This window comes from Stenotrophomonas sp. STEN021 (assembly GCF_056760175.1).
The window spans coordinates 35,250-57,249 of record NZ_JBRREH010000017.1 but is presented as its reverse complement, the minus strand read 5'-3'; the positions used below and the strand labels follow the sequence as shown (position 1 = coordinate 57,249).

General features: G+C 64.3%; 21 protein-coding genes. 2 read left to right on the top strand and 19 right to left on the bottom strand.

Translation table 11 applies throughout. The features are described from left to right. Positions 1–67: 67 nt before the first annotated feature. The 3 genes from ACVOL0_RS05640 to ACVOL0_RS05630 form a co-directional block, all read right to left on the bottom strand. Positions 68–1,000 carry an MBL fold metallo-hydrolase gene (locus ACVOL0_RS05640; RefSeq protein ID WP_481548253.1) on the bottom strand — a complete coding sequence of 311 codons (933 nt, stop codon included), beginning with the start codon at positions 998–1,000 and terminating at the stop codon, positions 68–70. An 85-nt stretch (positions 1,001–1,085) separates the two neighbouring features. Then, on the bottom strand, positions 1,086–1,379 hold the full coding sequence (locus ACVOL0_RS05635; protein WP_481548252.1) for a hypothetical protein: 294 nt from the start codon (positions 1,377–1,379) through the stop codon (positions 1,086–1,088). 21 nt (positions 1,380–1,400) lie between these two features. After that, positions 1,401–2,702, bottom strand: coding sequence for a tryptophan--tRNA ligase (locus ACVOL0_RS05630; RefSeq protein ID WP_481548251.1), 1,302 nt, complete (start codon positions 2,700–2,702; stop codon positions 1,401–1,403). A gap of 121 nt (positions 2,703–2,823) precedes the next feature. On the opposite strand from ACVOL0_RS05630, the gene ACVOL0_RS05625 reads away from it, so the two are divergent. Continuing rightward, positions 2,824–3,651 (top strand): hypothetical protein, encoded by an 828-nt coding sequence (locus ACVOL0_RS05625; protein ID WP_481548250.1) that lies wholly within the window; start codon positions 2,824–2,826, stop codon positions 3,649–3,651. A gap of 201 nt (positions 3,652–3,852) precedes the next feature. Here ACVOL0_RS05625 and ACVOL0_RS05620 read toward each other — a convergent pair whose 3' ends face one another. The 5 genes from ACVOL0_RS05620 to ACVOL0_RS05600 all read right to left on the bottom strand — a co-directional run bounded on the left by ACVOL0_RS05620 (position 3,853) and on the right by ACVOL0_RS05600 (position 7,502). Then, entirely contained in the window at positions 3,853–4,074 is a 222-nt protein-coding gene (locus ACVOL0_RS05620) for a CsbD family protein (RefSeq protein ID WP_481548249.1), read from the bottom strand. 190 nt (positions 4,075–4,264) lie between these two features. After that, positions 4,265–4,402, bottom strand: coding sequence for an entericidin A/B family lipoprotein (locus ACVOL0_RS05615; protein ID WP_062170399.1), 138 nt, complete (start codon positions 4,400–4,402; stop codon positions 4,265–4,267). A 54-nt stretch (positions 4,403–4,456) separates the two neighbouring features. Continuing rightward, entirely contained in the window at positions 4,457–4,609 is a 153-nt protein-coding gene (locus ACVOL0_RS05610; protein ID WP_282269037.1) for an entericidin A/B family lipoprotein, read from the bottom strand. A gap of 144 nt (positions 4,610–4,753) precedes the next feature. After that, positions 4,754–5,674, bottom strand: coding sequence for an arginase (gene rocF, locus ACVOL0_RS05605; protein ID WP_481548248.1), 921 nt, complete (start codon positions 5,672–5,674; stop codon positions 4,754–4,756). A gap of 184 nt (positions 5,675–5,858) precedes the next feature. Then, a complete protein-coding gene (locus tag ACVOL0_RS05600) occupies positions 5,859–7,502 on the bottom strand; it encodes a mechanosensitive ion channel family protein (protein WP_481548247.1) in 1,644 nt (547 codons plus the stop codon). A gap of 209 nt (positions 7,503–7,711) precedes the next feature. Here ACVOL0_RS05600 and ACVOL0_RS05595 point away from each other — a divergent pair, with 209 nt between their 5' ends. Next, positions 7,712–8,920 (top strand): NnrS family protein, encoded by a 1,209-nt coding sequence (locus tag ACVOL0_RS05595; RefSeq protein WP_481548246.1) that lies wholly within the window; start codon positions 7,712–7,714, stop codon positions 8,918–8,920. 9 nt (positions 8,921–8,929) lie between these two features. On the opposite strand, the gene ACVOL0_RS05590 is transcribed toward ACVOL0_RS05595, so the two are convergent. From ACVOL0_RS05590 to ACVOL0_RS05540, 11 genes are read right to left on the bottom strand one after another with little or no spacing between them, the layout of a single operon-like run. Next, the gene (locus tag ACVOL0_RS05590; RefSeq protein WP_481544662.1) at positions 8,930–9,595 is read right to left on the bottom strand and encodes a sulfate/molybdate ABC transporter ATP-binding protein; all 666 of its coding nucleotides are present in this window, start codon (positions 9,593–9,595) and stop codon (positions 8,930–8,932) included. Further along, positions 9,585–10,268, bottom strand: a complete 684-nt coding sequence (gene modB / locus ACVOL0_RS05585) for a molybdate ABC transporter permease subunit (protein WP_481548255.1) — start codon at positions 10,266–10,268, stop codon at positions 9,585–9,587. The genes ACVOL0_RS05590 and modB overlap by 11 nt, the downstream gene beginning before the upstream one ends. A 2-nt stretch (positions 10,269–10,270) precedes the next feature. Further along, the gene (gene modA / locus ACVOL0_RS05580; protein WP_481548245.1) at positions 10,271–11,011 is read right to left on the bottom strand and encodes a molybdate ABC transporter substrate-binding protein; all 741 of its coding nucleotides are present in this window, start codon (positions 11,009–11,011) and stop codon (positions 10,271–10,273) included. Positions 11,012–11,032: 21 nt separating this feature from the next. Beyond that, positions 11,033–11,809 carry a helix-turn-helix domain-containing protein gene (locus ACVOL0_RS05575; RefSeq protein ID WP_481548244.1) on the bottom strand — a complete coding sequence of 259 codons (777 nt, stop codon included), beginning with the start codon at positions 11,807–11,809 and terminating at the stop codon, positions 11,033–11,035. Between the two features lie 7 nt (positions 11,810–11,816). Then, positions 11,817–13,028 (bottom strand): oxygen-independent coproporphyrinogen III oxidase, encoded by a 1,212-nt coding sequence (locus ACVOL0_RS05570; RefSeq protein WP_481548243.1) that lies wholly within the window; start codon positions 13,026–13,028, stop codon positions 11,817–11,819. Between the two features lie 44 nt (positions 13,029–13,072). Next, entirely contained in the window at positions 13,073–14,404 is a 1,332-nt protein-coding gene (locus ACVOL0_RS05565) for an MFS transporter (RefSeq protein ID WP_481544659.1), read from the bottom strand. A 23-nt stretch (positions 14,405–14,427) separates the two neighbouring features. After that, positions 14,428–15,318 (bottom strand): peptidylprolyl isomerase, encoded by an 891-nt coding sequence (locus tag ACVOL0_RS05560; RefSeq protein WP_481544658.1) that lies wholly within the window; start codon positions 15,316–15,318, stop codon positions 14,428–14,430. 3 nt (positions 15,319–15,321) lie between these two features. Continuing rightward, entirely contained in the window at positions 15,322–16,026 is a 705-nt protein-coding gene (gene narI, locus ACVOL0_RS05555; RefSeq protein ID WP_481548242.1) for a respiratory nitrate reductase subunit gamma, read from the bottom strand. Further along, positions 16,023–16,703: a nitrate reductase molybdenum cofactor assembly chaperone gene (gene narJ, locus ACVOL0_RS05550; protein WP_481548241.1), complete on the bottom strand. Its 681-nt coding sequence runs from the start codon at positions 16,701–16,703 to the stop codon at positions 16,023–16,025. The genes narI and narJ overlap by 4 nt, the downstream gene beginning before the upstream one ends. Further along, on the bottom strand, positions 16,700–18,244 hold the full coding sequence (gene narH / locus ACVOL0_RS05545) for a nitrate reductase subunit beta (RefSeq protein ID WP_481548240.1): 1,545 nt from the start codon (positions 18,242–18,244) through the stop codon (positions 16,700–16,702). Before narH ends, narJ begins: the two co-directional genes overlap by 4 nt. Next, on the bottom strand, positions 18,244–21,987 hold the full coding sequence (locus tag ACVOL0_RS05540) for a nitrate reductase subunit alpha (protein WP_481548239.1): 3,744 nt from the start codon (positions 21,985–21,987) through the stop codon (positions 18,244–18,246). Before ACVOL0_RS05540 ends, narH begins: the two co-directional genes overlap by 1 nt. Between the last annotated feature and the right edge of the window lie 13 nt (positions 21,988–22,000).

Sequence of the window (22,000 nt, the reverse complement as noted above, 5' to 3'; positions counted from 1 at the left end):
CGGCTGAGGCCTTCCCGATAAAGCCCCTGCCGAGCATGGCTCGGCACTACGGGAAATCTGCTCGCTTTCAGCGTTTTTCTCGGTCCAGCCAACAGGCCAGGCCTTGTGCGTTGAGCTCGATATCCATTGCCAACACTCGTAGCACTTCGGACGCGTCCAGCGGACTGCCTTGCAAGCGCAAGCGCGCTACATACAGCGCGCCCAGCGCATCCACCAACAGCCGATGGCGCTCCGGCTCGCCGTTGCAGCGCTGTGCGATCGCCACCATCGCGTCGATCTGCTCGTGCAGTTCCTGCGCCAATCGCGCCGTGCCTTCGACACGACCGTAGTGGGTCAGGTACATGCCTTCCGGCGCCTCCTGCATCAAGCGCAGGATCGAGGCATGCATCGCTTCAGGCTCGAACTGCACCGGCGAGGAGGTAGGAATGATGAAAGCACCACCAGCATGGTCCAGTTCGCGATACGAAAGACCGAACGTGTCGCCGGTGAACCAGCTGCGGCTGGCCGCATCCCACACGCAGAAGTGATGGCGTGCATGCCCCGGCGTATCCACACAGACCAGCTCGCGGCCCGCCAGTGATACACGATGCCCGTCTTCGGCAACCACCACGCGCTCGGCCGGCACCGGCACGATCTGGCCGTAGCTGCGCGCCATCTCGGCCTCGCCATACACCGCCGTTGCACCGGCGATCAGCCGGGTCGGATCGATCATGTGCTGGGCGCCACGCGGGTGCACGACCAACCGTGCATTGGGCAGCTGCTGCATCAACGCACCGGCACCGCCGGCATGATCCAGATGCACATGGGTGACGATCAGCCAATCGATATCCGCAGGCGTCAGACCCGCCTGCGTAATGCAGGCCAACAGATTCGGCAAGGAATGGGTGGTGCCGCAGTCAACGAACGCGCCGCGCCCATCCTGCACGATCAGGTAGGCCGCATCGAAGTGATCGCGCTGGAACGCGGTATCGATGGTGTGGATGCCATGGGCAGCAGACATGCGGGGACTCCGACAGAAACTGGCTTCGATCCTGCCAGCCCCCATCGCGCCACTCAAGCCGGACTTTTGTCGCAGCCGCGTCGGTTCAGTGCTGCAGCACGCGTGGGCGCAGCAGCAGGGCAAGCACCATCACTGCCAGGAAGCCACCGTAGGCGTACAGCACGGCGAGGATCTGCTTCCACAGGCCTTCGGGCACCTCGGTGGCACCAACGTGGTAACCCCACAACATGAAGCCGATGCTGGCCAGCAGGGCCAGCACCAGCATCGATGCATCAAACAAGGTGCGTGTGCGGTTGCGCGGCTGGCGCGGAAACCACCAGTACAACGCTCCCATCACGCCAAACGAGGGGAGAAACAACAACAACGACAACCAGGCCATCGACGTGCTCCTCCACAGGGTTTATTCCTTTGCCGCAGCCTCGCGCAGTTCACGCAATGCAGCCAGCACCGGCTCTACTTCCACTTCGACCTTGAACAACTCGCTCTGCAGCGCATCGCCCTGCTCGGCCTGCTTGAGCACGGCGATCAGCTGACCGGCATCACGCGGTGAATCGAAGCCTTCGCTCTGGATCAGCAGTGCGCCTTCGCCATCGAGCAGCTTGAAGTAGAAGCGACCATCCTTCTCGCGGTACTGCTTGAACAGCGGCAGCGCCGCCTTGGCAGCAACGGTCGCCTTGGGCTTGTCACCGGCGGCAGACAGGTCACGCAGGCCGACGGCGTGGCGCAGTTCCTTCAACAGCGGAATGGCGAACTGCTCGCGCAGCTGCTGGCCACGCTTGCGCAGGATGGCTTCAATCTTCTCGGGCTCGGCCATCAGCGCGTTGTAGCGCTCGCGCAGCGGCGACAGCTCGGCGTCGATGCGTTCGAACAGCTGCTGCTTGGCATCGCCCCAGCTGATGCCCTCGGCAAAGGCCTTGGCGAAGCCTGCGGTCTGCTCCGGGCTGGCGAAGGCCTGGTACATCTGGAACAGCGCCGAGCCTTCGGTGTCCTTGGGCTCGCCCGGCAGGCGCGAGTCGGTGAGGATGGAGAACACCAGCTTCTTCAGCTCCTCGCGCGGCACGAACAGCGGGATGGTGTTGCTGTAGCTCTTGCTCATCTTGCGGCCGTCCAGGCCGGCCAGGGTGGCTACCTGTTCGTCGATGATCACTTCCGGCAGAGCAAAGTATTCCTTGCCGTAGACGTGGTTGAAGCGCTGGGCGAAATCGCGCGCCATCTCGATGTGCTGGATCTGGTCACGACCCACCGGCACCTTGTTGGCGTTGAAAATCAGGATGTCCGCAGCCATCAGCACCGGGTACATGAACAGACCGGCGCTGACGCCTGCATCGTCGTCCAGCTGCTCCTCGCGGTTTTTGTCCACCGCGGCCTTGTAGGCATGGGCGCGGTTGAGGATGCCCTTGCTGGCGACCACGGTGAGGAACCACATCAGCTCGGTGGTTTCCGGGATGTCGCTCTGCCGGTAGAACCACACCTTGTCCGGGTCCAGGCCGCAGGCCAGCCAGCTGGCGGCGATCTCCAGGGTCGAACGCTGGGTGCGCTCGGGCTCCTGCGCCTTGATCAGGCTGTGCAGGTCGGCCAGGAAGAAGAAGCTCTCGATATCCGAGGCCTGGCTGGCGGCAATGGCCGGGCGGATCGCGCCGACGTAGTTGCCGAGATGGGGGGTGCCGGAGGGGGTGATGCCGGTGAGGACGCGGGTAGTCATGTAAACCAAGCTGACGAGCGGATGAACCAGGCCAGTGTAACCGCCCCAGCCTGTCCCCGCCCTCAACCCCGTTGCCCGCGCCTAGCCGTTTCAAGCCACGTACCCCGCCAAGGAGCCTGCCATGTACCGTTTTCTAGCCAGTGTGTTGTCGGTTGTCGCGCTATGCGGGTTCAGCCCGGTACGGCCGGCAGATGAGGGTCCGGTGCAGCTGTCGGTGATCGACCGCGACGACGGACAGGAGCTGGACCTGCACCCGCACCGGGGCCAGCAATGGGTCGCCGGCAGCCCGGGCCACCGTTACAGCGTGCGCATGCAGAACCGCAGCGGCCAGCGCGTGCTGGTGGTGCTGTCGGTGGACGGGGTCAATGCGATCACCGGCCAGACCGCCTCGCCCAGCCAGTCCGGCTATGTGCTGGAGCCCTGGCAGAGCAGCGAGATCACCGGTTGGCGCAAATCCAATGCAGAGGTCGCGCAGTTCGTGTTCACCAGCTCCAGCGACAGCTACGCCAGCCGCACCGGCCGCCCGGCCAATGTCGGGGTGATCGGCATCGCCGTATTCAACGAAGCGCGCCGGCCGGTGTACGACGTGCGCCCACTGCCGGCGCCAAGGCCCATGCCGCGGCCGATGCCGCAGTACGAGGACCGTGCCGAGGCCAGCGCCAACGCCAGCGGCCGCGCCGCCGAAGCCGCCGCGCCCAGTGCGATGGCCAAGAGCGAATCGCGGCAGCGCTTGGGCACCGGTCACGGTGAGCGTGAATGGTCGAGTTCGTCGTTGACCAGCTTCGAGCGTGCCAGCCGCGACCCGGTGCAGGTCAGCGAGGTGCGCTATGACTCGCGGCAACGGCTGGTGGCAATGGGCATCCTGCCGCGCGGCTATCCGCGGGTGGACAACTCGCCGCAGGCATTCCCGAATGGCTTCGTGCCGGACCCGCCGGCACGTGGGCGCTGATCGCAGCGCCAGCCATCGCTTGTATGTAGGAGCGGCGTAAGCCGCGAAGCTGACGCCGCTCAAGCTTTCAACAACCATGTCATCTGATGATGCCCTTGCTTCGCGGCTTGCGTCGCTCCCACAAAGGCAAAAAGAAACCGATGCCAAAGATCTGGCATCGGTTTCTGATTGAGGAAAATAGCTTCCCTCAATCACCCCACATCAGTGGTAATCGGGGTATTCCTTGTGCAGCGCCTTCTGGAAGTCGCGCACTTCGGTTTCGGCACGATCCTTGGCCCAGCCATAGCGTTCCTGCAGGCGACCTGCCAGGTATTCAGCGTTGCCTTCCGCCACCTTCAAATCGTCGTCGGTGATGTCGCCCCACTTGGCCTGCACCTTGCCCTTGAGCTGGGTCCACTTGCCGGAAATGATGTCTTTGTTCATTACGCTGCTCCTTCGGGGGATACGCGCTTGATTCGCGTGGGACCACCTTCGCTGCAGTGCTGTTGGCATCAGGTCCATGATTCGTTGTGAGTTGCTGACCTTGGTGAACATCGCTTCAGCCAAGCGCACGCGCGCATGAAAAAAGGCCGGCAAAGCCGGCCTTTTCATTCATCTGGATGATGCCGCCGGATCAATGCCCTTTGGCAGCACCCTCAACCTTCTCGCCAGCCTTCTGCACGTCCTTACCGGCACCAGCAACCGTGTTGCAGCCAGACAGCACCGCGACCGAGAACAGCGACAACAACATCAGGGCGACCAAACGCTTCATGTGATTCTCCTGTGGTGGTTCCATCGGTGCGGCCCACAATGGACCGCGTGTTCATCAGCACTTGCCGTCTTTACAGTCCTGCGCCTTGTCTTCGACCTTTTCCCCAACCTTCTGCATGTCCTTGCCAGCGCCGGCTACGGTATTGCAGCCGCTGAGCATGCCAACCGAGAACGCGCCCACCAGGGCCAGCATCAACAGTCGCTTCATCATTCGTCTTCTCCTCCCTTTCAAGGCAGATGCCGTGGCCGGTGACCGGCGGCGGGCACTTCGTGTGTGAAGACGAATCTGGCGGCTGGGCCGTGTGCTCCGCGTGAAGCCGCGCAGCACACGTTCAGCGATGTCGGCCGATTGTTAATCGCGCATCAGGGTGGACTTGCCGAACAGGCTCTCCACCAGGTCCACGGCCAGCTCGGCGGTGCGGTTCTGGTGGTCGAGCAACGGGTTCAGCTCGACGATGTCCAGCGAGCCCATCAAGCCGGTGTCGGCGATCATCTCCATCACCAGCTGCGCTTCACGGTAATTGACGCCACCCGGAACCGTCGTGCCAACGCCCGGCGCGATGCTGGGATCGAGGAAGTCCACATCGAAACTGACATGCAGGTGGGTATTGGCATCGATGCCATGCAGCGCGGCTTCCATCGTTCGCTTCATCCCTGCTTCGTCGATGTAGCGCATGTCGTAGACATCCACACGGTGCTGCTTGATCAGGCGCTTCTCTTCCGGGTCGACCGAGCGGATGCCGATCTGGTGCACCTGCCACGGTGCGATCGCAGGGGCGCTGCCGCCCAGGTGGGTCAGGCCTTCCGGGCCGAGGCCGCACAGGCAGGCCACCGGCATACCGTGGATATTGCCCGATGGGGTGACGTCGGAGGTGTTGAAATCCGAGTGCGCGTCCAGCCACAGCACGCGCAGCTGCTTGCCCTGCTCACGGCACCAGCGCGCAACGGCGGTGATCGAACCCACGCCGAGGCAATGGTCGCCGCCAAGCATGATCGGCATGCGGCCTTCCTTCAGCTCGGCGTAACTCGCCTCCATCAGCGCATGGTTCCATGCGACCACTTCGTCGAGATGACGGTAGCCCTGCACCGGGCCGGTCCACGGATTGCGCGGGCCATCCAGGTTGCCGATGTCGCGTACATCCACACCGCGCTCAGCCAAGGCCTCCGGCAGGCCAGCGATGCGCAGCGCCTCCGGCCCCAACCGCGCACCACGTGCGCCCGCACCCACATCGGTAGGCACGCCAATCAGCGACACCGGACGAAAACTGCTCATACCACCTCCGTTGCAAATGAAATCAGTTTAGCGAGCGACCGCAGAAAGACCTTGCGGCAGCGCGTCAAACCCGGAGTCCGATAACCCCCTACGCCTACTGCGCCAAGCCTTCTGGCCAGCGTACGCCCACCACATGTCAGCTGTTCGCACTGTCCGGTTCAGGCTGCCGCTGCCTGTACGCCAATCAGGGTGCTGGGGCTTTTGGATCCCAGTCCGCGGGCGCAACGATCTTGGGCAATTCAGGGTCGGCGATGTAGTTGGGCGACATGATCTGCACCCCGGCGGCGTTGAACGCATCCTGGATGTTGGCATGCAGCTCACTGAGTATCTGCGCGCGCAGCGGCAACTGAATGATGTGCACGCGCACCACATAGGCAACGTAGAAATCGTTGAGCGCGGTCTGCAGCACATGCGCGGCCGGGACCCGCTGCACATGCGCGGTCTTGCCCGCAGCCTCCAGCAACAGCCTATGCACCTGTCGCCAGGGCGTGTCGTAACCGATGGTGATGCTGGTCTCCAACCACATGCCCGCTGCCTGTGGGTCGCGCGAGTAGTTCAGCAGCTTGCCGCTGAGCACATGCATGTTGGGGAGACTGACCTCCACCCCGGTAAGGGTGCGGATGCGGGTGGTGAACAGGCCGATCTGCAGCACCTGGCCTTCGACATCGGCAACCTTGACCAGATCACCGACCGACATTGTCCGTGCATAGAGCAGGGTGAAGCCGGCCGCGGCCTGGCCCACGATGCTGGAGCCGCCAAGCGAGATCATCACGCCCAACAGTACGCTCAAACCCTTGAACGCGTCGCTGCTGGAACCGGGCAGATACGGATAGGCCATCGCCAGTGCGAACAGCCAGATACCTGCCACTGTGAGCTTGCGGCTGGGCTCGGCCAACTGGCGGTCAATGCCGAAAATCTGGAAGCGCCCGTTCTGTACGCCGCGGAACAGCATGCCAACGATCTGGCTGGCCAAGCGCGCCAACAGGAAAATGATGACCGCGGTGACCAGTCCCGGAATCGCTGCCACACCGGCCCACAACCAGGCCTTGGCCTGGGCGGCGATCCACACCGTCATCGCCGTGGCCCAGGGTTGGGTGTAATCGAACTGATGGAACACGTAGCGCAGCCATTCCTCTGCCAGCACCAGCACCGCCACCAGCAGCACCGCACGCGACAGCCAGTCGGCCAAAGCATTTGCCCCGTGCAGCATCTGCTTGACCGGTGCGCTGTGCAACGCACTCGCCCGCTTTCCAACCCATGCCAACATCGCCGCACGCAGCCTGCGCGCAGCCCATGCCAGCAACCAGATCAATGCACCCGCCAACAGCGTGGCGACAAGGCTGTACAGCACACCGCGGAGCACCCGCCCAGGTGCCCGCTCGCGTTCGGCAGCGGCAACCGCATCACCCAGCCGGCTGCGCACTTCCTCACGTACCTGGCCCAGACTCTGGCCCTGTGCGGTATCCACGTCGGCAGGGATGATGATGGTAACGACCTCGCCACCGAGCAGCAGGATCGCGCCATCGGCGGTGTCGTTGAAGCTGACCCCGGGCACGCCGGGCTCCTCAACGATCCGCTTGATGTTGAGCTCGGTGACCTGCGCCCGCTGCAGTGGCGAGCGGCCCATGAAAGCGCCGCGGAAAGTAAGGATGTCGCGGTTGTAGTAACGCGCCGTCGCCGGAACCGGCCCTTCAACCTGCGCCGCGTCATCGGCGGCGACCGCCGTGCCTGGCAAGGCGAGCCCGGCCAGCGACGCGAGCGCGACTGCCAGAGCGAGCGAAGCGAACCGGCGTACAACCGAGCGGACGACGACGCGGCTTCGGAACATGATTGCGCTTCCCCGCAGGAACAGGTGGCTGCCCAGTGCAGTGTTGCCGCAAGAGCGGCACAAAGGGAAGCCCATCCTCCGCACAGGAGACGCTGAATGTCTCCGACCGTCATGTATCGCGAACCAGCGCTCGCCAAACTCTCCCCGCAGTACCGCCCCGCTTGATATTGGTCAGTACCACCGACCAGGCCTGCTCGGATACTCACCCAATGAACAGCCCCGCCTCCACCTTGACTGTCCTCAATGCGCCGCACCGGCTGCTGTTCTTCATTGGTGTCTGCAACCTCGGCCTGGCGATGGGCTGGTGGGCGCTGTGGCTGGGCGGATTGCAGCTGGGCAATCCCCTGCCCGCACTCGCCTTGCCGCCGGCCTGGCTGCACGGGCTGTGGATGCAGTATCTGGTGTTGCCCAGTTTCATCTTCGGCTTCCTGTTGACCGTGTTCCCGCGCTGGATGGGCCTGTCGGCGCTGCCGCGATGGCAGTACGCCGGGGTCGGCGGCGGCCTGTTCGGCGCGCAGATCACGCTGCTTGCGGCCAGCCTCGGCTGGCAACCGGGAGTGTGGCTGGCCCTGTTGTTGGGATTGCTGGGTTGGGCGTTCGGCCTGGTCGCACTTGGCCGTTTGCTGCTGCAGGAGAAAGGTCGCACCTGGCATGCGTGGTCGTGCTGGTCCGGCTTGCTGCTGGGCTGGATAGGCCTGCTCTGCTTCGCGATTGCTGCCGCAGGGGGCGATGTCCGCTGGCAGGCACTGAGCGTGTCGATCGGCACCTTCGGACTGTTGCTGCCGATCTACACCAGCGTCGCCCACCGCATGTTCCCGTTCTTCGCAGGCAATGTGGTGCCGGGTTACCAGGCGTGGCGGCCACCGCAGTGGCTGGCGACGCTGTGGGCGCTGTGCCTGTTGCACCTGCTCGGCGAATCGCTGCTGCTGCCACTGGTCACACTGCTGGTCGACGCCGGCCTGCTGCTGTTGTCACTGTATTCGCTGTGGCGTTGGTGGCCGCGCGGACCAAAGCCGCCGCTGTTGAGCGTGCTGTTTTACGGGCTGGCGTGGTGGCCATTGGCGATGCTGTTGTATCTGCTGCAGGACATCGCCGCCCTCGCCGGCCACGTTGGCTGGCTGGAACGCGCGCCGCTGCATGCCTTGGTGATCGGCCTGTTCGGCAGCCTGCTGGTGGCGATGGTCACCCGCGTAACCCAAGGCCATTCCGGGCGGGCGCTGGTGATGCCGGTGGTGGCCTGGATCGCCCTGCTCGGCCTGCAGCTGGTCGCAGTGCTGCGCGTCCTCGCACCGCTGCTGGACGATCCCTGGCGTTGGCATGCCGTTGCCGCCGCAGGCTGGCTGTTGGTGCTTGCACCGTGGTTGCTGCGGTTGGGGTGGATCTACTGGCGCCCGCGTGCGGATGGAAAACCGGACTGAGCGCTGCGCTCAGACCTGTACACGACCGTCAGCCAGATGCACGACCTGCTGGCCGAACATATCCACATCTTCGGGATCATGGCTGATCAGCAGCAGCGGGATGCCGGTCTGGTCCAGCACGGTCTCGAGCTCCTGCCGCAGATGCGCACGCAAGGCGTGGTCGAGGGCTGCGAATGGCTCATCCAGCAGCAGCGCCTGCGGCTTGGTTACCAACGCCCGCGCCAAGGCGGTGCGCTGACGCTGGCCGCCGGAGATCTGCGACGGCAGCAGGTCACCGAGGTGATCGATACGGAACGCCTGCAGCCACTGCTCCACCGCATCGATGCGGCGACCACGCGGTGGGTTCAACAGACCTTGCTGCAGGCCGAAGCCGACGTTCTGCCGCACCGTCAGGTGCGGGAACAAGGCGTAGTCCTGGAACACATAGCCGATACGGCGGCGCTGCGGTGACAGGTTGATGCCTGCCGCAGCGTCGAACAGCGCCTGTCCGTGCATGCGGATCACACCGGCATCTGGCCGCAACAGCCCGGCCACCGCCTTCAAGGTCAAACTCTTGCCGGCGCCGGATGGGCCGAACAACACAACATTGGGCTGCGTGCAGCGCAGCGCCGCATGCAATTGGAACTGCTGGCCTGCTGCCTGCAGCTGGCGACGGATATCCAGTTCAAGCCACATTGCGTGCCCCCTCCTGTCGCCGCCCCACCAAGCGTGCGGCAAGCAGCAGCACGCTGATGCAGACCAGCGAGGACAGCAGCACCAAAGCATTGGCACGACCGTCGTTGCCGGCCTGTACCGCCTCGTAGATGGCGATGGACAAGGTCTGGGTGCGGCCGGGAATACTGCCGGCGACCATGATGGTGGCGCCGAACTCGCCCATCGCGCGGGCAAATGCCAGCAGCAGGCCGGCAAGAATGCCGCGCCATGCCAGCGGCAAGGTCACACGGAAGAACAGCGCCAGCTCCGACACACCCAAGGTGCGCGCAGCCTGTTCCAGCTGCCCATCAACGTCTTCAAATGCCGCACGTGCCGGTTTGAACACCAGCGGAAACGACGCGACTGCGGCAGCGATCACCGCTGCCTGCCAGGTAAACACAAGATTGATGCCGAAGCTGCTCTCCAGCCATGCGCCAAGCGGGCCCTTGCTGCCGATCACCACCAGCAGGTAATAGCCCAGCACCGTCGGCGGCAGCACCATCGGCAAGGTGAATATGGTGTCCAGCAACTCACGGCCGGGAAAGCGCCGCCGCGCCAACAAGGCACCAAATCCGACACCGAGCACGAGGTTGATCGCGGTCGCCCAGCCGGCCACCTTCAGCGACAACCACAGCGCGCTCCAGTCCAGATCCACCATCAAGGGCTACCGAAGCCGTGCCTGTGCAGGATGGCCTGGCCCGGCGCCGAGCGCACGAAGGCGATGAAGCGCTTGGCTTCGGCGGCATTGCGACTGGTCTTCACCATTGCCAGCGGATACGCGATATCACCGGCAACCGGCACCTGGAAGGCACGCTGCACGCGCTCGCTCATCGCCTGCGCGTCGGTGGCGTAGACGAAGCCTGCGTCCACTTCTCCGCGCGCCACGTAGTCCAGTGACTGGCGCACATTCTGGGTGCTGATCATCTTGGCCTGCACCGCCGGCCACAAACCGGCCTGCTGCAGCGCGCCGCGTGCATAGCGACCCACCGGCACGCTGTCGGGGTTGCCAATGGCAACGCGCTTCACATCAGCCTTGGCCAGTGCCGCCAACGTGCTCGGTTTGTTGCTGGCCTGCGGCGGCACCACCACCCACAGGCTGTTCTGTGCGAATACATGCTGTGTCGTTGGATCAATCAGACCTTCGGTGTTGGCCTGCGCCATCGTGGCCTGGTCGGCCGAGGCCAGCACATCGACCGGCGCACCGCGCGCGATCTGCTGCAGCAGCGTCCCGGACGCGGCAAAGTTCAGATCAACCTTCGTGCCCGGGTTGGCCTTCTCATACGCAGCGGAAATCTCGCGAAAGCTTTCAGTCAGGCTGGAAGCAGCGGAGACCGTCAGTTCAGCCGCGCTTGCCGGCAGCGTGGCGGCCAGCAACAACAACGCCCACAGCTTGTTCATGCATGCATCCTCGGTTGGGCATCATTCGCTTGCGTCATCGGTGGCCGCCATCAGCGCCAGACGCTCCGGTTGCAGCAGGATGATCTCGCGCTGCTTCACCGCGATGACTTCCTCGTCACTCAACCGGCGCAGTACCCGGCTGGCGGTTTCCGGTGCCATGCGCAGGTAGTTGGCGATCTCGGTGCGGGTCATGGTCAGGTTGAAGCGGTGCGCCGAAAATCCTCGCCGCGCATAGCGGCTGGAGATATCCAGCAGGAACGCGGCCATGCGTTCCTCGGTACGGTAATTGGCGGCCAGCAGCGCCGCCTTGCCGATCTCGGCACTGAGCAGGCTGAACAGCTTGGCCTGCAGGCCGGGCATGCGGCTGGCCAACATGCTGATACGCGGAAACGAGATACGGCACAGATGCACGGTATCCAACGCCACCGCATTGCAGGGATAACGCGAGCCGTGGATGGCGTTCAAGCCGATCACTTCGCCGGGCAAGGCGAAGCCCAGCACCTGCTCGTTGCCCAGGCTGTCGTCGACGAAGGTCTTGACCATGCCAGCGCGCACTGCAGCGATGGAATCGAAGGGCTCGCCCGCACGGAAGATGTAATCGCCCGCATGGTAGGGCCCAACGTGATCGACCATCACATGCAGCTCGTTCAGCGCGGTCTTGTCATAGCCCTGCGAGCTGCAGGCATCGGAAAACGCACAGGTCGTGCAGAAATGCAGCGCGTCACCGTCGTCGGCAGCGGCTGGATTCGGCGTCGCAGTGCCCAAGGGGCCGCGCGGTGGGGGTGTAGGTGACGTCATTCCGTTTTCAAGCAACAGCGGCCAAGGGGCGGAAGCACGCTGCGATCATACGCCACAGCAGCTCACCTTCGTTCTGGATCAACAGCATGTCACCGTCGCGGCGCAGCCAGCCGCGCTCGATGAACATGGCGACGCGGCTCCAGGCGTGCTCGAAACAGGCGTCGAACGGCTGTGCGTTGCGCCATTCGAAGGCGCGCATGTCCAATGCGTGGTCGCAGGCCAGGCTCTGCACCACCTCGTCGGTCATGCGTTCATGCTCTGAAAGAATAAGCCCGGACGATATGCCCGGCTGGCCAACCACCAGACAGGCGCGCCAATGGCTCGGCTCGGGCTCGATGCGGCAGATGACATCACCGATCTGGCTGCAGGCGCCCACGCCTATGCCGAGCAGGTCATGGCGCTCGCGCCGCGGCACTCCGAGCAGGTCGCAATGACGCTGGCCGTCGCCGTTGCGCAGCGGCATTGGCAGGTCCGGCCGCTGGTAGTGGTCGCCGCCCAGCGGCAGGTAGCCGCCTGCACGCAGCAGCCGCCATGCCTGCAGCCAGTCCGTCGGCAATGGGTACTCGGGCAGCAGGGCTGGCGACGGCAGGACGATACGCTCGGGTGCCAGCTCCACTACCCGCTGCAGCCGCTGCAGGAACGACACATCGGCGTAGCAGGGCACACGCAGCTGGTAATAGCAGGCGGTGAACCCGGCCTGCTGGGCGTGCGCCAACATTGCCGGCCCGTCGACACCGGCGTGGTCGATCACCGTCATCCGGGTACAGCCGACCTCACGCAAGGACGCCGGTGCGACATCGCTGGCCGCATCCAGGCGCACCTCGACCTGCGGCCGGGCGATGGTGCACAGCTGCTCCGGCACCGCGTCCAACAGGCGGCCCAGCAGGGCGGGCGGCAGATGCTCGACGATGCCCGGCTGCAGCACCATCGCCGCCACTTCGCGGTCGCTGGCCAGCATGTCGGCGTGCAGGCGCAGGCATACCAGCAGCGCATCGAGGACGTTCTCGGCGCGCTCCAGGTCATGCGGCGGCGCACAGAAGCCCAAGGTCAGCGCACGTGGAATCAGATGCTCGTTGCTGGCCTGCATGGCTGCACGCCAGCCGGCTTCGGCGAAGCCCGGGCTCAGCTCCGCCGGCGCCGGGAACAACACGTGCGCGGGTTGCTGCAGCAGTGCAACATGCAATGTGGCGTCATCCATCCCGGCGGTCTCTACTGACATGCAAGCATCCTCGCGTAGCGACCGCCGGTTTTCACTGATCTGGATCAAGCGCGGCGCTGTTTCTCCGCTGCTCCGGCATCAATGGCTTCGGGCAGATCGGTCTCGCGATCGAGCTGCGGGAAGTTGCGACGCTCCATCCGCCGGATGGCGAAGTGCATCCAGGCCAGGGAGATGCTGACCAGCACGAACAGCAGCATGAAGCAGCTGCTCCAGATGCCCAGCGCATCATTGAGCGCGCCGAACACGATGGGCAGGATGAAGCCGCCAAGGCCGCCAATCATGCCGACCACGCCACCCACCGAGCCCACATGCTGCGGGTAATAGACCGGGATGTGCTTGTAGACCGCGGCCTTGCCCAGCGACATGAAAAAGCCGAGCACGAACACCAGCACAGTGAACAGGGTCACGCTGATCGCCAGATGGAAGCTGATCTCGCCGTGTATGCCCTGCACGATGTAGCGGGTATCCGGGTAGGCGAGGATGAAGGTGCAGATCACCGATACGCCCAGCGTCCAGTACATCACCCGACGTGCACCGATGCGGTCTGACATCCAGCCGCCCACCACCCGGAACAGGCTGGCCGGGATCGAGTAACACGCCGCCAACACGCCGGCCGTGCCCACGTCCATGCCATAGGCGCCGACCAGATAATGCGGCAGCCACAGTGCCAGCGCGACGAAGCCGCCGAACACGAAGAAGTAATACAGCGAGAAACGCCACACCTGCAGGTTCTTCAGCGGCGCCATCTGTTCGGCGAAGGACATCGGCTTGACGCCGCTGCGGCGGCGGTCTTCCAGCGAGGGATCTTCCTTGCTGAACAGATAGAACAGGATGGCGGTGACCGCCAGGCCGACGGCCCACAGCTTGGCCACCATCATCCAGCCCGAGGCCACCATCACCAGCGGCGCCAGCAGCTTGGTCACCGCCGAGCCGATGTTGCCAGCTCCGAAGATGCCCAACGCGGTGCCCTGCTTCTCCGGCGGGAACCACTTGGACACATAGGTGACGCCGACCGAGAAATTGCCGCCGGCGATGCCGACGAACAAGGCCGCCAGCAGGAACTGCGGATAGGTCTGCGCATAAGTCAGCAGCCAGGTCGCCACCGCACCACACAGCATCACCAGGGTCATCACCTTGCGCCCGCCGAACTGATCGGACCAGATGCCGAGGAAGACGCGGATCACCGAGCCGGTCAGTACCGGGGTGGCGATCAGCAGACCGAACTGGGTGTCATTCAGACCCAGCTGTTCGCTGATCTGGATGCCGATGATGGCGAAGATCATCCACACCGCGAAACACACGGTGAAGGCGAAGGTGCTCAGCCATAGCGCACGTTGTTGTTCGCCGCTGCTGATGTTCTGTAGATTCTGGCTCATTGCCGCTCCTGGGGGATTACGTCTTACTCAGCTTGTGCTTCGATGTCTTCCAGCCCGCGTACCGGGTAGCGTTCGCGCAGCTCCAGCAGGAACTGCTGCACGTCACGCTGGCGCACCTGCAATTCAAGGTAATCGCTGATCTGCGGCTGCACCTGCTCGAAGCTCAGCGCTACGCCGGCTTCCAACACGTCAACGCTGACCACGTGGTAGCCCCAGCGCGATTCCACCGGAAAACCCGCCAGGCCTTGCCGCAGGCGGAATACCTGGCGATCGAATTCCGGCGTGGTCTGGCCGCGTTGCAGCCAGCCCAGATCGCCGCCCTCGCTGCTGGACGGGCATTGCGAGTGACGCGCAGCCAGATCGGCGAACAGATGCGGCTGCTCCAACAGCTCGGCGATCAACTTTTCGGCCTGGGTGCGGGCTTTCAGCCGGCCGGCGATATCGTCGGCCGGTGCCGCCAGCAGGATGTGGCGTACACGGATGCGGTCCGGTGAGCGGAAGCGCTCGGGGTTCTGCGCGAAGTAGCGCTGGCAGTCGTCCTCACTTGGCACCCGGTCTACCAGCGTCTGTTCGATCAGTTGCTGGATGCGTGCTTCCTCGCTGGTCTCCTGGCCAACGCCGGGGGCGTCGGCCAGGCCAAGCCGCTCGGCTTCCAGCCGCAGCAGCTCGCGTACCACCAGCGCACGCGCCGCATCGGCACGTGACTGCTCCGGGCGCATCGCCCGGTGGTATTGCATCTCGCGGGCGATGTCAGCCTCGCTGATCGGCGTGTCCTGCACGTACAGACTGCACGGTGCCGGTTGGCCCAGACTACGCGGACCATCATCGGCGTCGTGATGGTGGCCGGCCTCGGCCGGCACCGGTGTCTGCGAGTCGATGACGGTGATTGGAAGAATGCGTGGCAGGCTGCCCATGACTTACTCCCGCGGACCGTAGCGCAGCGTGGCTTGGCGGCGACGCACCACCTGGTACGGGCGCCACAGGTAGCTGATCGGCACGCTCCACACATGCACCAGACGGGTGAACGGGGCGATCAGCACCAGCGTCAGGCCGAGGAAGATGTGCGTCTTGTAGACCCAATGCACGCCTTCGACGTAGTCGGCAGCGCCGGCACGGAAGGTGACAATGTGCTGCGCCCACTCGGCCAGCATCACCATCACCCCGCCATCGAGATGGCCGGCGGAGACCTTTATGCTGTACAGGCCAAGGCAGAGCTGGGCGAACAGCAGCACCAGCACCAGCGTGTCACCGAAGCTGCCGATCGCACGTACCCGCGCATTGGTCAGGCGACGCACCAGCAGGATGGTGATGCCGACGAAGCACAGCGCGCCGAAGAAGCCGCCAACCACCATCGCCAGCAACTGCTTCTGCGAGGAAGTAATGAAGGGCTCGTACAGCGCATGCGGGGTCAGCAGGCCGACGAAGTGGCCGCCGAGGATGGCGATGATGCCGATGTGGAAGCAGTTGCTGCCAAAGCGCATGCCACGGTCGGACAACAACTGGGTGGAGCCGGTGCGCCAGCTGTACATGGCCTTGTCATAGCGCGCCCAGCTGCCGATCAACAGCACCGCCACCGCGATGTAGGGATAGAACTGGAAGGCGAACTGATTGAGGTAATTCATGGCTGGATCTCCCGCGGCTGCGCGCGTGCCGGTGAACGATGGGGTGGATCGCAATCCTGCGAAGGTGCATCGGCGCCAAAGCGCACCGCTTCCTCTTCCCACAGGCGGTCCATGGCTTCGACGGTGTCGTCGCGCACTTCTTCGCTGGCCCGCTGCCGCAGCACGGCCAGGTTGACCTTGCCCTCGCCCGCCTCGACCAGGATCTCCAGCAGCACCGCATGCGGCAGCTGCCGCTCGGCGGCACGCGCGGCGAGCATGCCGGCGATGTGGCCGATGTGGTGCAGCCAGTCCTTGGCCTCGGCCTGCGGCCGGTGCGAGAGGTATTCCAGCAACAGCGGCAGATAGTCCGGCAGCTCCCGCGCATCCAGCTCGAAACCGTTCTTGCGATAGGCGTCGATCAGGTCGACCATGGCCTGGCCACGATCACGCGACTCGCCGTGGATGTGTTCGAACACCAGCAGGCTCATCGAGCGGCCACGGTCGAAGGTGGCCAGCCAGCGGTCCTGCGCGTCCAGCGGGTCCGTTGCAAGCAGGTCACGGACGAAGGCCTGCAACTGCCTGCGACGGGCCGGCGACAGCGCCGGATCGTCGCAGGCCTCAAGCAGCTCCTCGCCATGCTGCCAAAGCTCGTCGCGCGGGTAGTCCAGCAATACGCCGATCAGCTTGAGCACACTCATTTCACCACCTCATGCCGATGCTGGCGGTTGGGATGCACCGCGAAGGTGGTGCTCTTGCGCTGGGTGAACAGATCCGCCGGGCTGTCGCCGTTGCAGCCATTGCCGAAGGTGAAGCCGCAGCCGCCGCGTTCGCCGAAGGCGTCATTGGCGTACTCACGGTGCGCACTCGGAATGACGAAGCGGTCCTCGTAGTTGGCAATGGCCAGGTAGCGGTACATCTCTTCCACCTGCGCCGGAGTCAAACCAACCTGTTCGAGCACGCGCATGTCTTCCACGCCGTCCACGTTCTTGCCACGGCGCCAGGCGCGCATCGCCATCAACCGTTCCAAGGCGCGGATAACCGGCGCTTCATCACCGGCCGTCAGCAGATTGGCCAGGTAACGCACCGGGATGCGCAGCGAGGCGATGTCCGGCAGCTCGCCGCTCATGCCGACGTGGCCACGCTCGGCCGCCGACTGGATCGGCGACAACGGCGGCACGTACCAGACCATCGGCAAGGTGCGATATTCCGGGTGCAGCGGCAGCGCCAGCTTCCAGTCGATGGCCAGCTTGTAGACCGGCGACTGCTTGGCCGATTCCAGCCAGCTGTCGGGGATGCCTTCGGCACGCGCGGCGGCGATCACCGCCGGGTCGAACGGATCAAGGAAGATGTCCAGGTGCGACTGGTACAGGTCCTTCTCCGCCGCCACCGATGCGGCTTCAGCAATGCGGTCGGCGTCGTACAGCATCACCCCGAGGTAGCGGATACGGCCCACGCAGGTTTCCGAGCACACGGTGGGCTCGCCCATCTCGATGCGCGGGTAGCAGAAGATGCACTTCTCGGACTTGCCGCTCTTCCAGTTGTAATAGATCTTCTTGTACGGGCAGGCCGACACGCACATGCGCCAACCACGGCACTTGTCCTGGTCGATCAGCACGATGCCGTCTTCCTCGCGCTTGTAGATAGCGCCGGAAGGACAGGCCGAGACGCAGGCCGGGTTGAGGCAGTGCTCGCACAGGCGCGGCAGGTACATCATGAAGGTCTTCTCGAAGGCGCCGTAGATCTCCTTCTGCACCTTGTCGAAGTTGTAATCGCGCGAACGCTTGGAGAACTCCGAACCAAGGATTTCCTCCCAGTTCGGGCCCCACTCGATCTTCTCCATGCGCTGGCCGGTCAGCAGCGAGCGTGGACGCGCGGTCGGCTGGTGCTTCAGCTCCGGTGCGTCATGCAGGTGCTGGTAATCGAAGTCGAACGGCTCGTAGTAGTCGTCGATCTGCGGCAGATCGGGGTTGGAGAAGATCTTGGCCAGCATCCGCCAGCGGCCACCGGCGCGCGGCACCAGCTTGCCGCTGCCGTTGCGCACCCAGCCGCCGTTCCACTTTTCCTGGTTTTCCCATTCCTTGGGATACCCGATGCCGGGCTTGGTCTCGACGTTGTTGAACCAGGCGTACTCCACGCCTTCGCGCGAGGTCCACACGTTCTTGCAGGTGATCGAGCAGGTATGGCAGCCGATGCACTTGTCCAGGTTCAACACCATCGCAATCTGGGCACGTACTTTCATCACACCACCTCCCGTGCGGCGACAACCGACTCTTCACCATCCAGCCAATCGATCTTGTCCATCTTGCGCACGATCACGAACTCATCCCGGTTGGTACCGCAGGTACCGTAGTAGTTGAAACCCCAAGCCAGCTGCGCGTAGCCACCGATCATGTGGGTGGGCTTGAGCACGATGCGGGTCACCGAGTTGTGGATGCCGCCGCGGGTGCCGGAGATCTCCGAACCCGGCACGTTGATGATGCGTTCCTGGGCGTGGTACATCATCGCCATGCCCGGCATCACCCGCTGGCTGACCACTGCACGCGCGGCGATCGCGCCGTTGACGTTGAACAGCTCGATCCAGTCGTTGTCCTCGATGCCGGCGTTGCGTGCGTCGTCCTCGCTCAACCAGACGATGGGGCCGCCACGCGACAGCGTCTGCATGATCAGGTTGTCGCTGTAGGTGCTGTGGATGCCCCACTTCTGGTGCGGGGTGATCCAGTTCAGCACGATCTCCTTGTTGCCGTTCTGGCGCTTGTTGAGCAGCGGTTCCACCGTGCGTGTATTGACCGGCGGCCGGTAGCTCATGAAGGCCTCACCGAAGTCGATCATCCACTCGTGGTCCTGGTAGAACTGCTGGCGGCCGGTGACGGTGCGCCACGGAATCAGCTCATGCACATTGGTGTAGCCGGCGTTGTAGCTGACGTTGTCGTCTTCCAGCCCGGACCAGATCGGCGAGGAAATGATCTTGCGCGGCTGCGCCTGGATGTCACGGAAGCGGATCGCCTCGTGTTCCTTGCCCACCGCCAGATGCGTATGCTCGCGGCCGGTGAACGTGCCCAGCGACTCCCACGCCTTGACCGCGACATGGCCATTGGTTTCCGGTGCCAGGTGCAGGATCACTTCGCAGGCATCGATGGCGGTATCAATCGCCGGCCGGCCCTGGCTGATGCCTTCGTCCAGCACGGTATGGTTGAGCTTGCCGAGGAATTCCACCTCATGCTTGGTATCCCAGCTCATGCCCTTGCCGCCGTTGCCGAGCTTGTCCAGCAACGGGCCCAGCGAGGTGAACTTGCGGTAGAGGTTGGGATAGTCGCGCTCGACCACCGCCATGCTCGGCATGGTCTTGCCTGGGATGGCCTCGCATTGGCCCTTCTTCCAGTTGGCGACGCCGAACGGCATGCCCAGTTCGTTGGGCGTGTCGTGCAGGGTCGGTACCAGCACCAGGTCCTTCTCGACACCGAGCACGCCCGGCGCCATGTCACTGAGCGTGCGTGCGACGCCCTTGAAGATTTCCCAGTCGCTGCGCGATTCCCAGGCCGGGTCCACCGCCTTGGACAGCGGGTGGATGAAGGGATGCATGTCCGAGGTGTTGAGGTCGTCCTTCTCGTACCAGGTGGCAGTCGGCAGCACGATGTCCGAGTACAGCGCGGTGGTGCACATGCGGAAATCCAGCGTCACCAGCAGGTCGAGCTTGCCTTCCGGTGCCTCGTCACGCCACCTCACGTCCTCGGGCTTGACTGCGCCCATCTCGCCCAGGTCCTTGCCCTGCAGGCCATGACGGGTACCGAGCAGATGCCGCAGCATGTACTCGTGGCCCTTGCCGGAGGAACCGAGCAGGTTGGAGCGCCAGATGAACATCATGCGCGGGTGGTTCTGCGCGGCATCCGGATCGGCGAAGGCGAAGTCCAGTGAGCCGTCCTTGAACTTGGACAACGCGTAATCGGCCGGTGCGATGCCAGCCTGTTCGGCCTCGCGCACCAGCTGCAGCGGATTGCGGTCCAGCTGCGGTGCACTCGGCAACCAGCCCATGCGCACTGCGCGCAGGTTGAGATCGGCCAGGCTGCCGCTGTACTTGGAGGCATCGGCCAGCGGCGACAGCAGTTCGTCGACCTGCAGCTTCTCGTAACGCCACTGCCCGGTATTGAAGTAGAAGAACGAGGTGCCGTTCATCTGCCGCGGCGGTCGGCTCCAATCCAGGCCAAAGGCCAGCGGCTGCCAGCCGGTCTGCGGCCGCAGCTTTTCCTGGCCCACGTAATGCGCCCAGCCACCACCGGTCTGGCCGACACAACCGCACATGACCAGCATGTTGATCAGGCCGCGGTAGTTCATGTCGTTGTGGAACCAGTGGTTCATGCCGGCGCCGACGATGATCATGCTCCGACCATGGGTCTTGTCGGCGGTGCGGGCGAACTCACGGGCGATCTCGATCACCTCGGCGCGTGACACGCCGGTGATGCGTTCCTGCCACGCCGGCGTGCCCGGCACATTGTCATCGAAGCTCTTGGCAACATTGCCGCCGCCGAAGCCGCGATCAACACCGTACTGTGCAAGCAGCAGGTCGTAGACCGTGGCCACCAGCGCTTCGCCACCATCAGCCAGTTGCAGGCGGCGCAGCGGGATATTGCGCTCCAGCACTTCCTCGGCCGGTGCGGCGGTCCAGCCGTCGCTCTCGATGCCACCGAAGTATGGGAAGCTCACCGCCTCGATGCCGTCGTGGATATCGGCCAGGCTCAGGCGCAGGCGCGTGTCATGGCCATCGCTGGCTTTTTCTTCGATGTTCCACTTGCCCTTTTCGCCCCAGCGGAAACCGACCGAGCCATTCGGCACGGTGATGTCGCCGCTGTTCTCGTCGAACGCCAGCGTCTTCCATTCCGGGTTGTTGCTCTCGCCCAGCCCACCCAGCTCACTGGCACGCAGGAAGTGGCCCGGCACCAGCCGGCCATCGGCGCGGCGCTCGATGCGCACCAGCATCGGCATGTCCGAGTATTGGCGGCAGTAGTCCTGGAAGTACTGCGAGGGCGTGTCGACGTGGAACTCGCGCAGGATCACATGGCCGAAGGCGAATGCCAACGCGGCATCGGTGCCCTGCTTGGGATGCAGCCAATGGTCGGTGAGCTTGGCCAGCTCGGAATAGTCGGGGCAAATCGACACCGTCTTGGTGCCGTTGTAACGCGCCTCGGTGAAGAAGTGCGCATCCGGCGTACGCGTCTGCGGCACGTTCGAGCCCCAGGCGATGATGTAGCGGCTGTTGTACCAATCGGCCGATTCCGGCACGTCGGTCTGCTCGCCCCATACCTGCGGCGAGGCTGGCGGCAGATCGCAGTACCAGTCGTAGAACGACAGGCAGGCACCACCGAGCAGCGACAGATAGCGCGCACCGGCCGCGTAGGACACCATCGACATCGCCGGAATCGGCGAGAAACCGACGATGCGGTCGGGGCCGTATTCCTTGGTGGTGTAGAGGTTGGAGGCGGCGATGATCTCGTTGGCCTCGTCCCAGTTCAGGCGCACGAAACCGCCCATGCCGCGGCGACGCTTGTACTCACGCGACTTGGCCGGGTCCTGCACGATGCTGGCCCAGGCATCAACCGGCGACAGGGTCTTGCGGGCCTGCCGCCACATGCGCAACAAGGTGCCGCGGATCAGCGGGTACTTGAGCCGGTTGGCGCTGTACAGGTACCAGGAATAGCTGGCACCGCGCGGACAACCGCGCGGTTCGTGATTGGGCAGGTCCGGGCGTGTGCGCGGGTAGTCGGTCTGCTGGGTTTCCCAGGTGACCAGGCCGTTCTTGACGTAGATCTTCCAGCTGCAGGAGCCGGTGCAGTTCACGCCGTGGGTGGAGCGTACGATCTTGTCGTACTGCCAACGGGCGCGATAACTGTTTTCCCAGTCCCGCCCTTCGCTCTTGCTGAACCCGTGGCCATCGGCAAAGGGTTGTGGATCACGCTTGAAGAACTGCAAGCGATCAAGGAAATAGCTCATGGTGAATCTCCGT

Coding starts and splice junctions, on each gene's coding strand:
- ACVOL0_RS05615 (WP_062170399.1), bottom strand. CDS start 4,402: ATGAAGCGTTTGGTCGCCCTGATGTTGTTGTCGCTGTTCTCGGTCGCG.
- ACVOL0_RS05635 (WP_481548252.1), bottom strand. CDS start 1,379: ATGGCCTGGTTGTCGTTGTTGTTGTTTCTCCCCTCGTTTGGCGTGATG.
- ACVOL0_RS05600 (WP_481548247.1), bottom strand. CDS start 7,502: ATGTTCCGAAGCCGCGTCGTCGTCCGCTCGGTTGTACGCCGGTTCGCT.
- ACVOL0_RS05590 (WP_481544662.1), bottom strand. CDS start 9,595: ATGTGGCTTGAACTGGATATCCGTCGCCAGCTGCAGGCAGCAGGCCAG.
- ACVOL0_RS05620 (WP_481548249.1), bottom strand. CDS start 4,074: ATGAACAAAGACATCATTTCCGGCAAGTGGACCCAGCTCAAGGGCAAG.
- ACVOL0_RS05610 (WP_282269037.1), bottom strand. CDS start 4,609: ATGAAGCGACTGTTGATGCTGGCCCTGGTGGGCGCGTTCTCGGTTGGC.
- narH (WP_481548240.1), bottom strand. CDS start 18,244: ATGAAAGTACGTGCCCAGATTGCGATGGTGTTGAACCTGGACAAGTGC.
- ACVOL0_RS05565 (WP_481544659.1), bottom strand. CDS start 14,404: ATGAGCCAGAATCTACAGAACATCAGCAGCGGCGAACAACAACGTGCG.
- ACVOL0_RS05630 (WP_481548251.1), bottom strand. CDS start 2,702: ATGACTACCCGCGTCCTCACCGGCATCACCCCCTCCGGCACCCCCCAT.
- ACVOL0_RS05575 (WP_481548244.1), bottom strand. CDS start 11,809: ATGACGTCACCTACACCCCCACCGCGCGGCCCCTTGGGCACTGCGACG.
- modA (WP_481548245.1), bottom strand. CDS start 11,011: ATGAACAAGCTGTGGGCGTTGTTGTTGCTGGCCGCCACGCTGCCGGCA.
- ACVOL0_RS05570 (WP_481548243.1), bottom strand. CDS start 13,028: ATGTCAGTAGAGACCGCCGGGATGGATGACGCCACATTGCATGTTGCA.
- narI (WP_481548242.1), bottom strand. CDS start 16,026: ATGAATTACCTCAATCAGTTCGCCTTCCAGTTCTATCCCTACATCGCG.
- ACVOL0_RS05640 (WP_481548253.1), bottom strand. CDS start 1,000: ATGTCTGCTGCCCATGGCATCCACACCATCGATACCGCGTTCCAGCGC.
- ACVOL0_RS05540 (WP_481548239.1), bottom strand. CDS start 21,987: ATGAGCTATTTCCTTGATCGCTTGCAGTTCTTCAAGCGTGATCCACAA.
- rocF (WP_481548248.1), bottom strand. CDS start 5,674: ATGAGCAGTTTTCGTCCGGTGTCGCTGATTGGCGTGCCTACCGATGTG.
- ACVOL0_RS05560 (WP_481544658.1), bottom strand. CDS start 15,318: ATGGGCAGCCTGCCACGCATTCTTCCAATCACCGTCATCGACTCGCAG.
- ACVOL0_RS05625 (WP_481548250.1), top strand. CDS start 2,824: ATGTACCGTTTTCTAGCCAGTGTGTTGTCGGTTGTCGCGCTATGCGGG.
- narJ (WP_481548241.1), bottom strand. CDS start 16,703: ATGAGTGTGCTCAAGCTGATCGGCGTATTGCTGGACTACCCGCGCGAC.
- ACVOL0_RS05595 (WP_481548246.1), top strand. CDS start 7,712: ATGAACAGCCCCGCCTCCACCTTGACTGTCCTCAATGCGCCGCACCGG.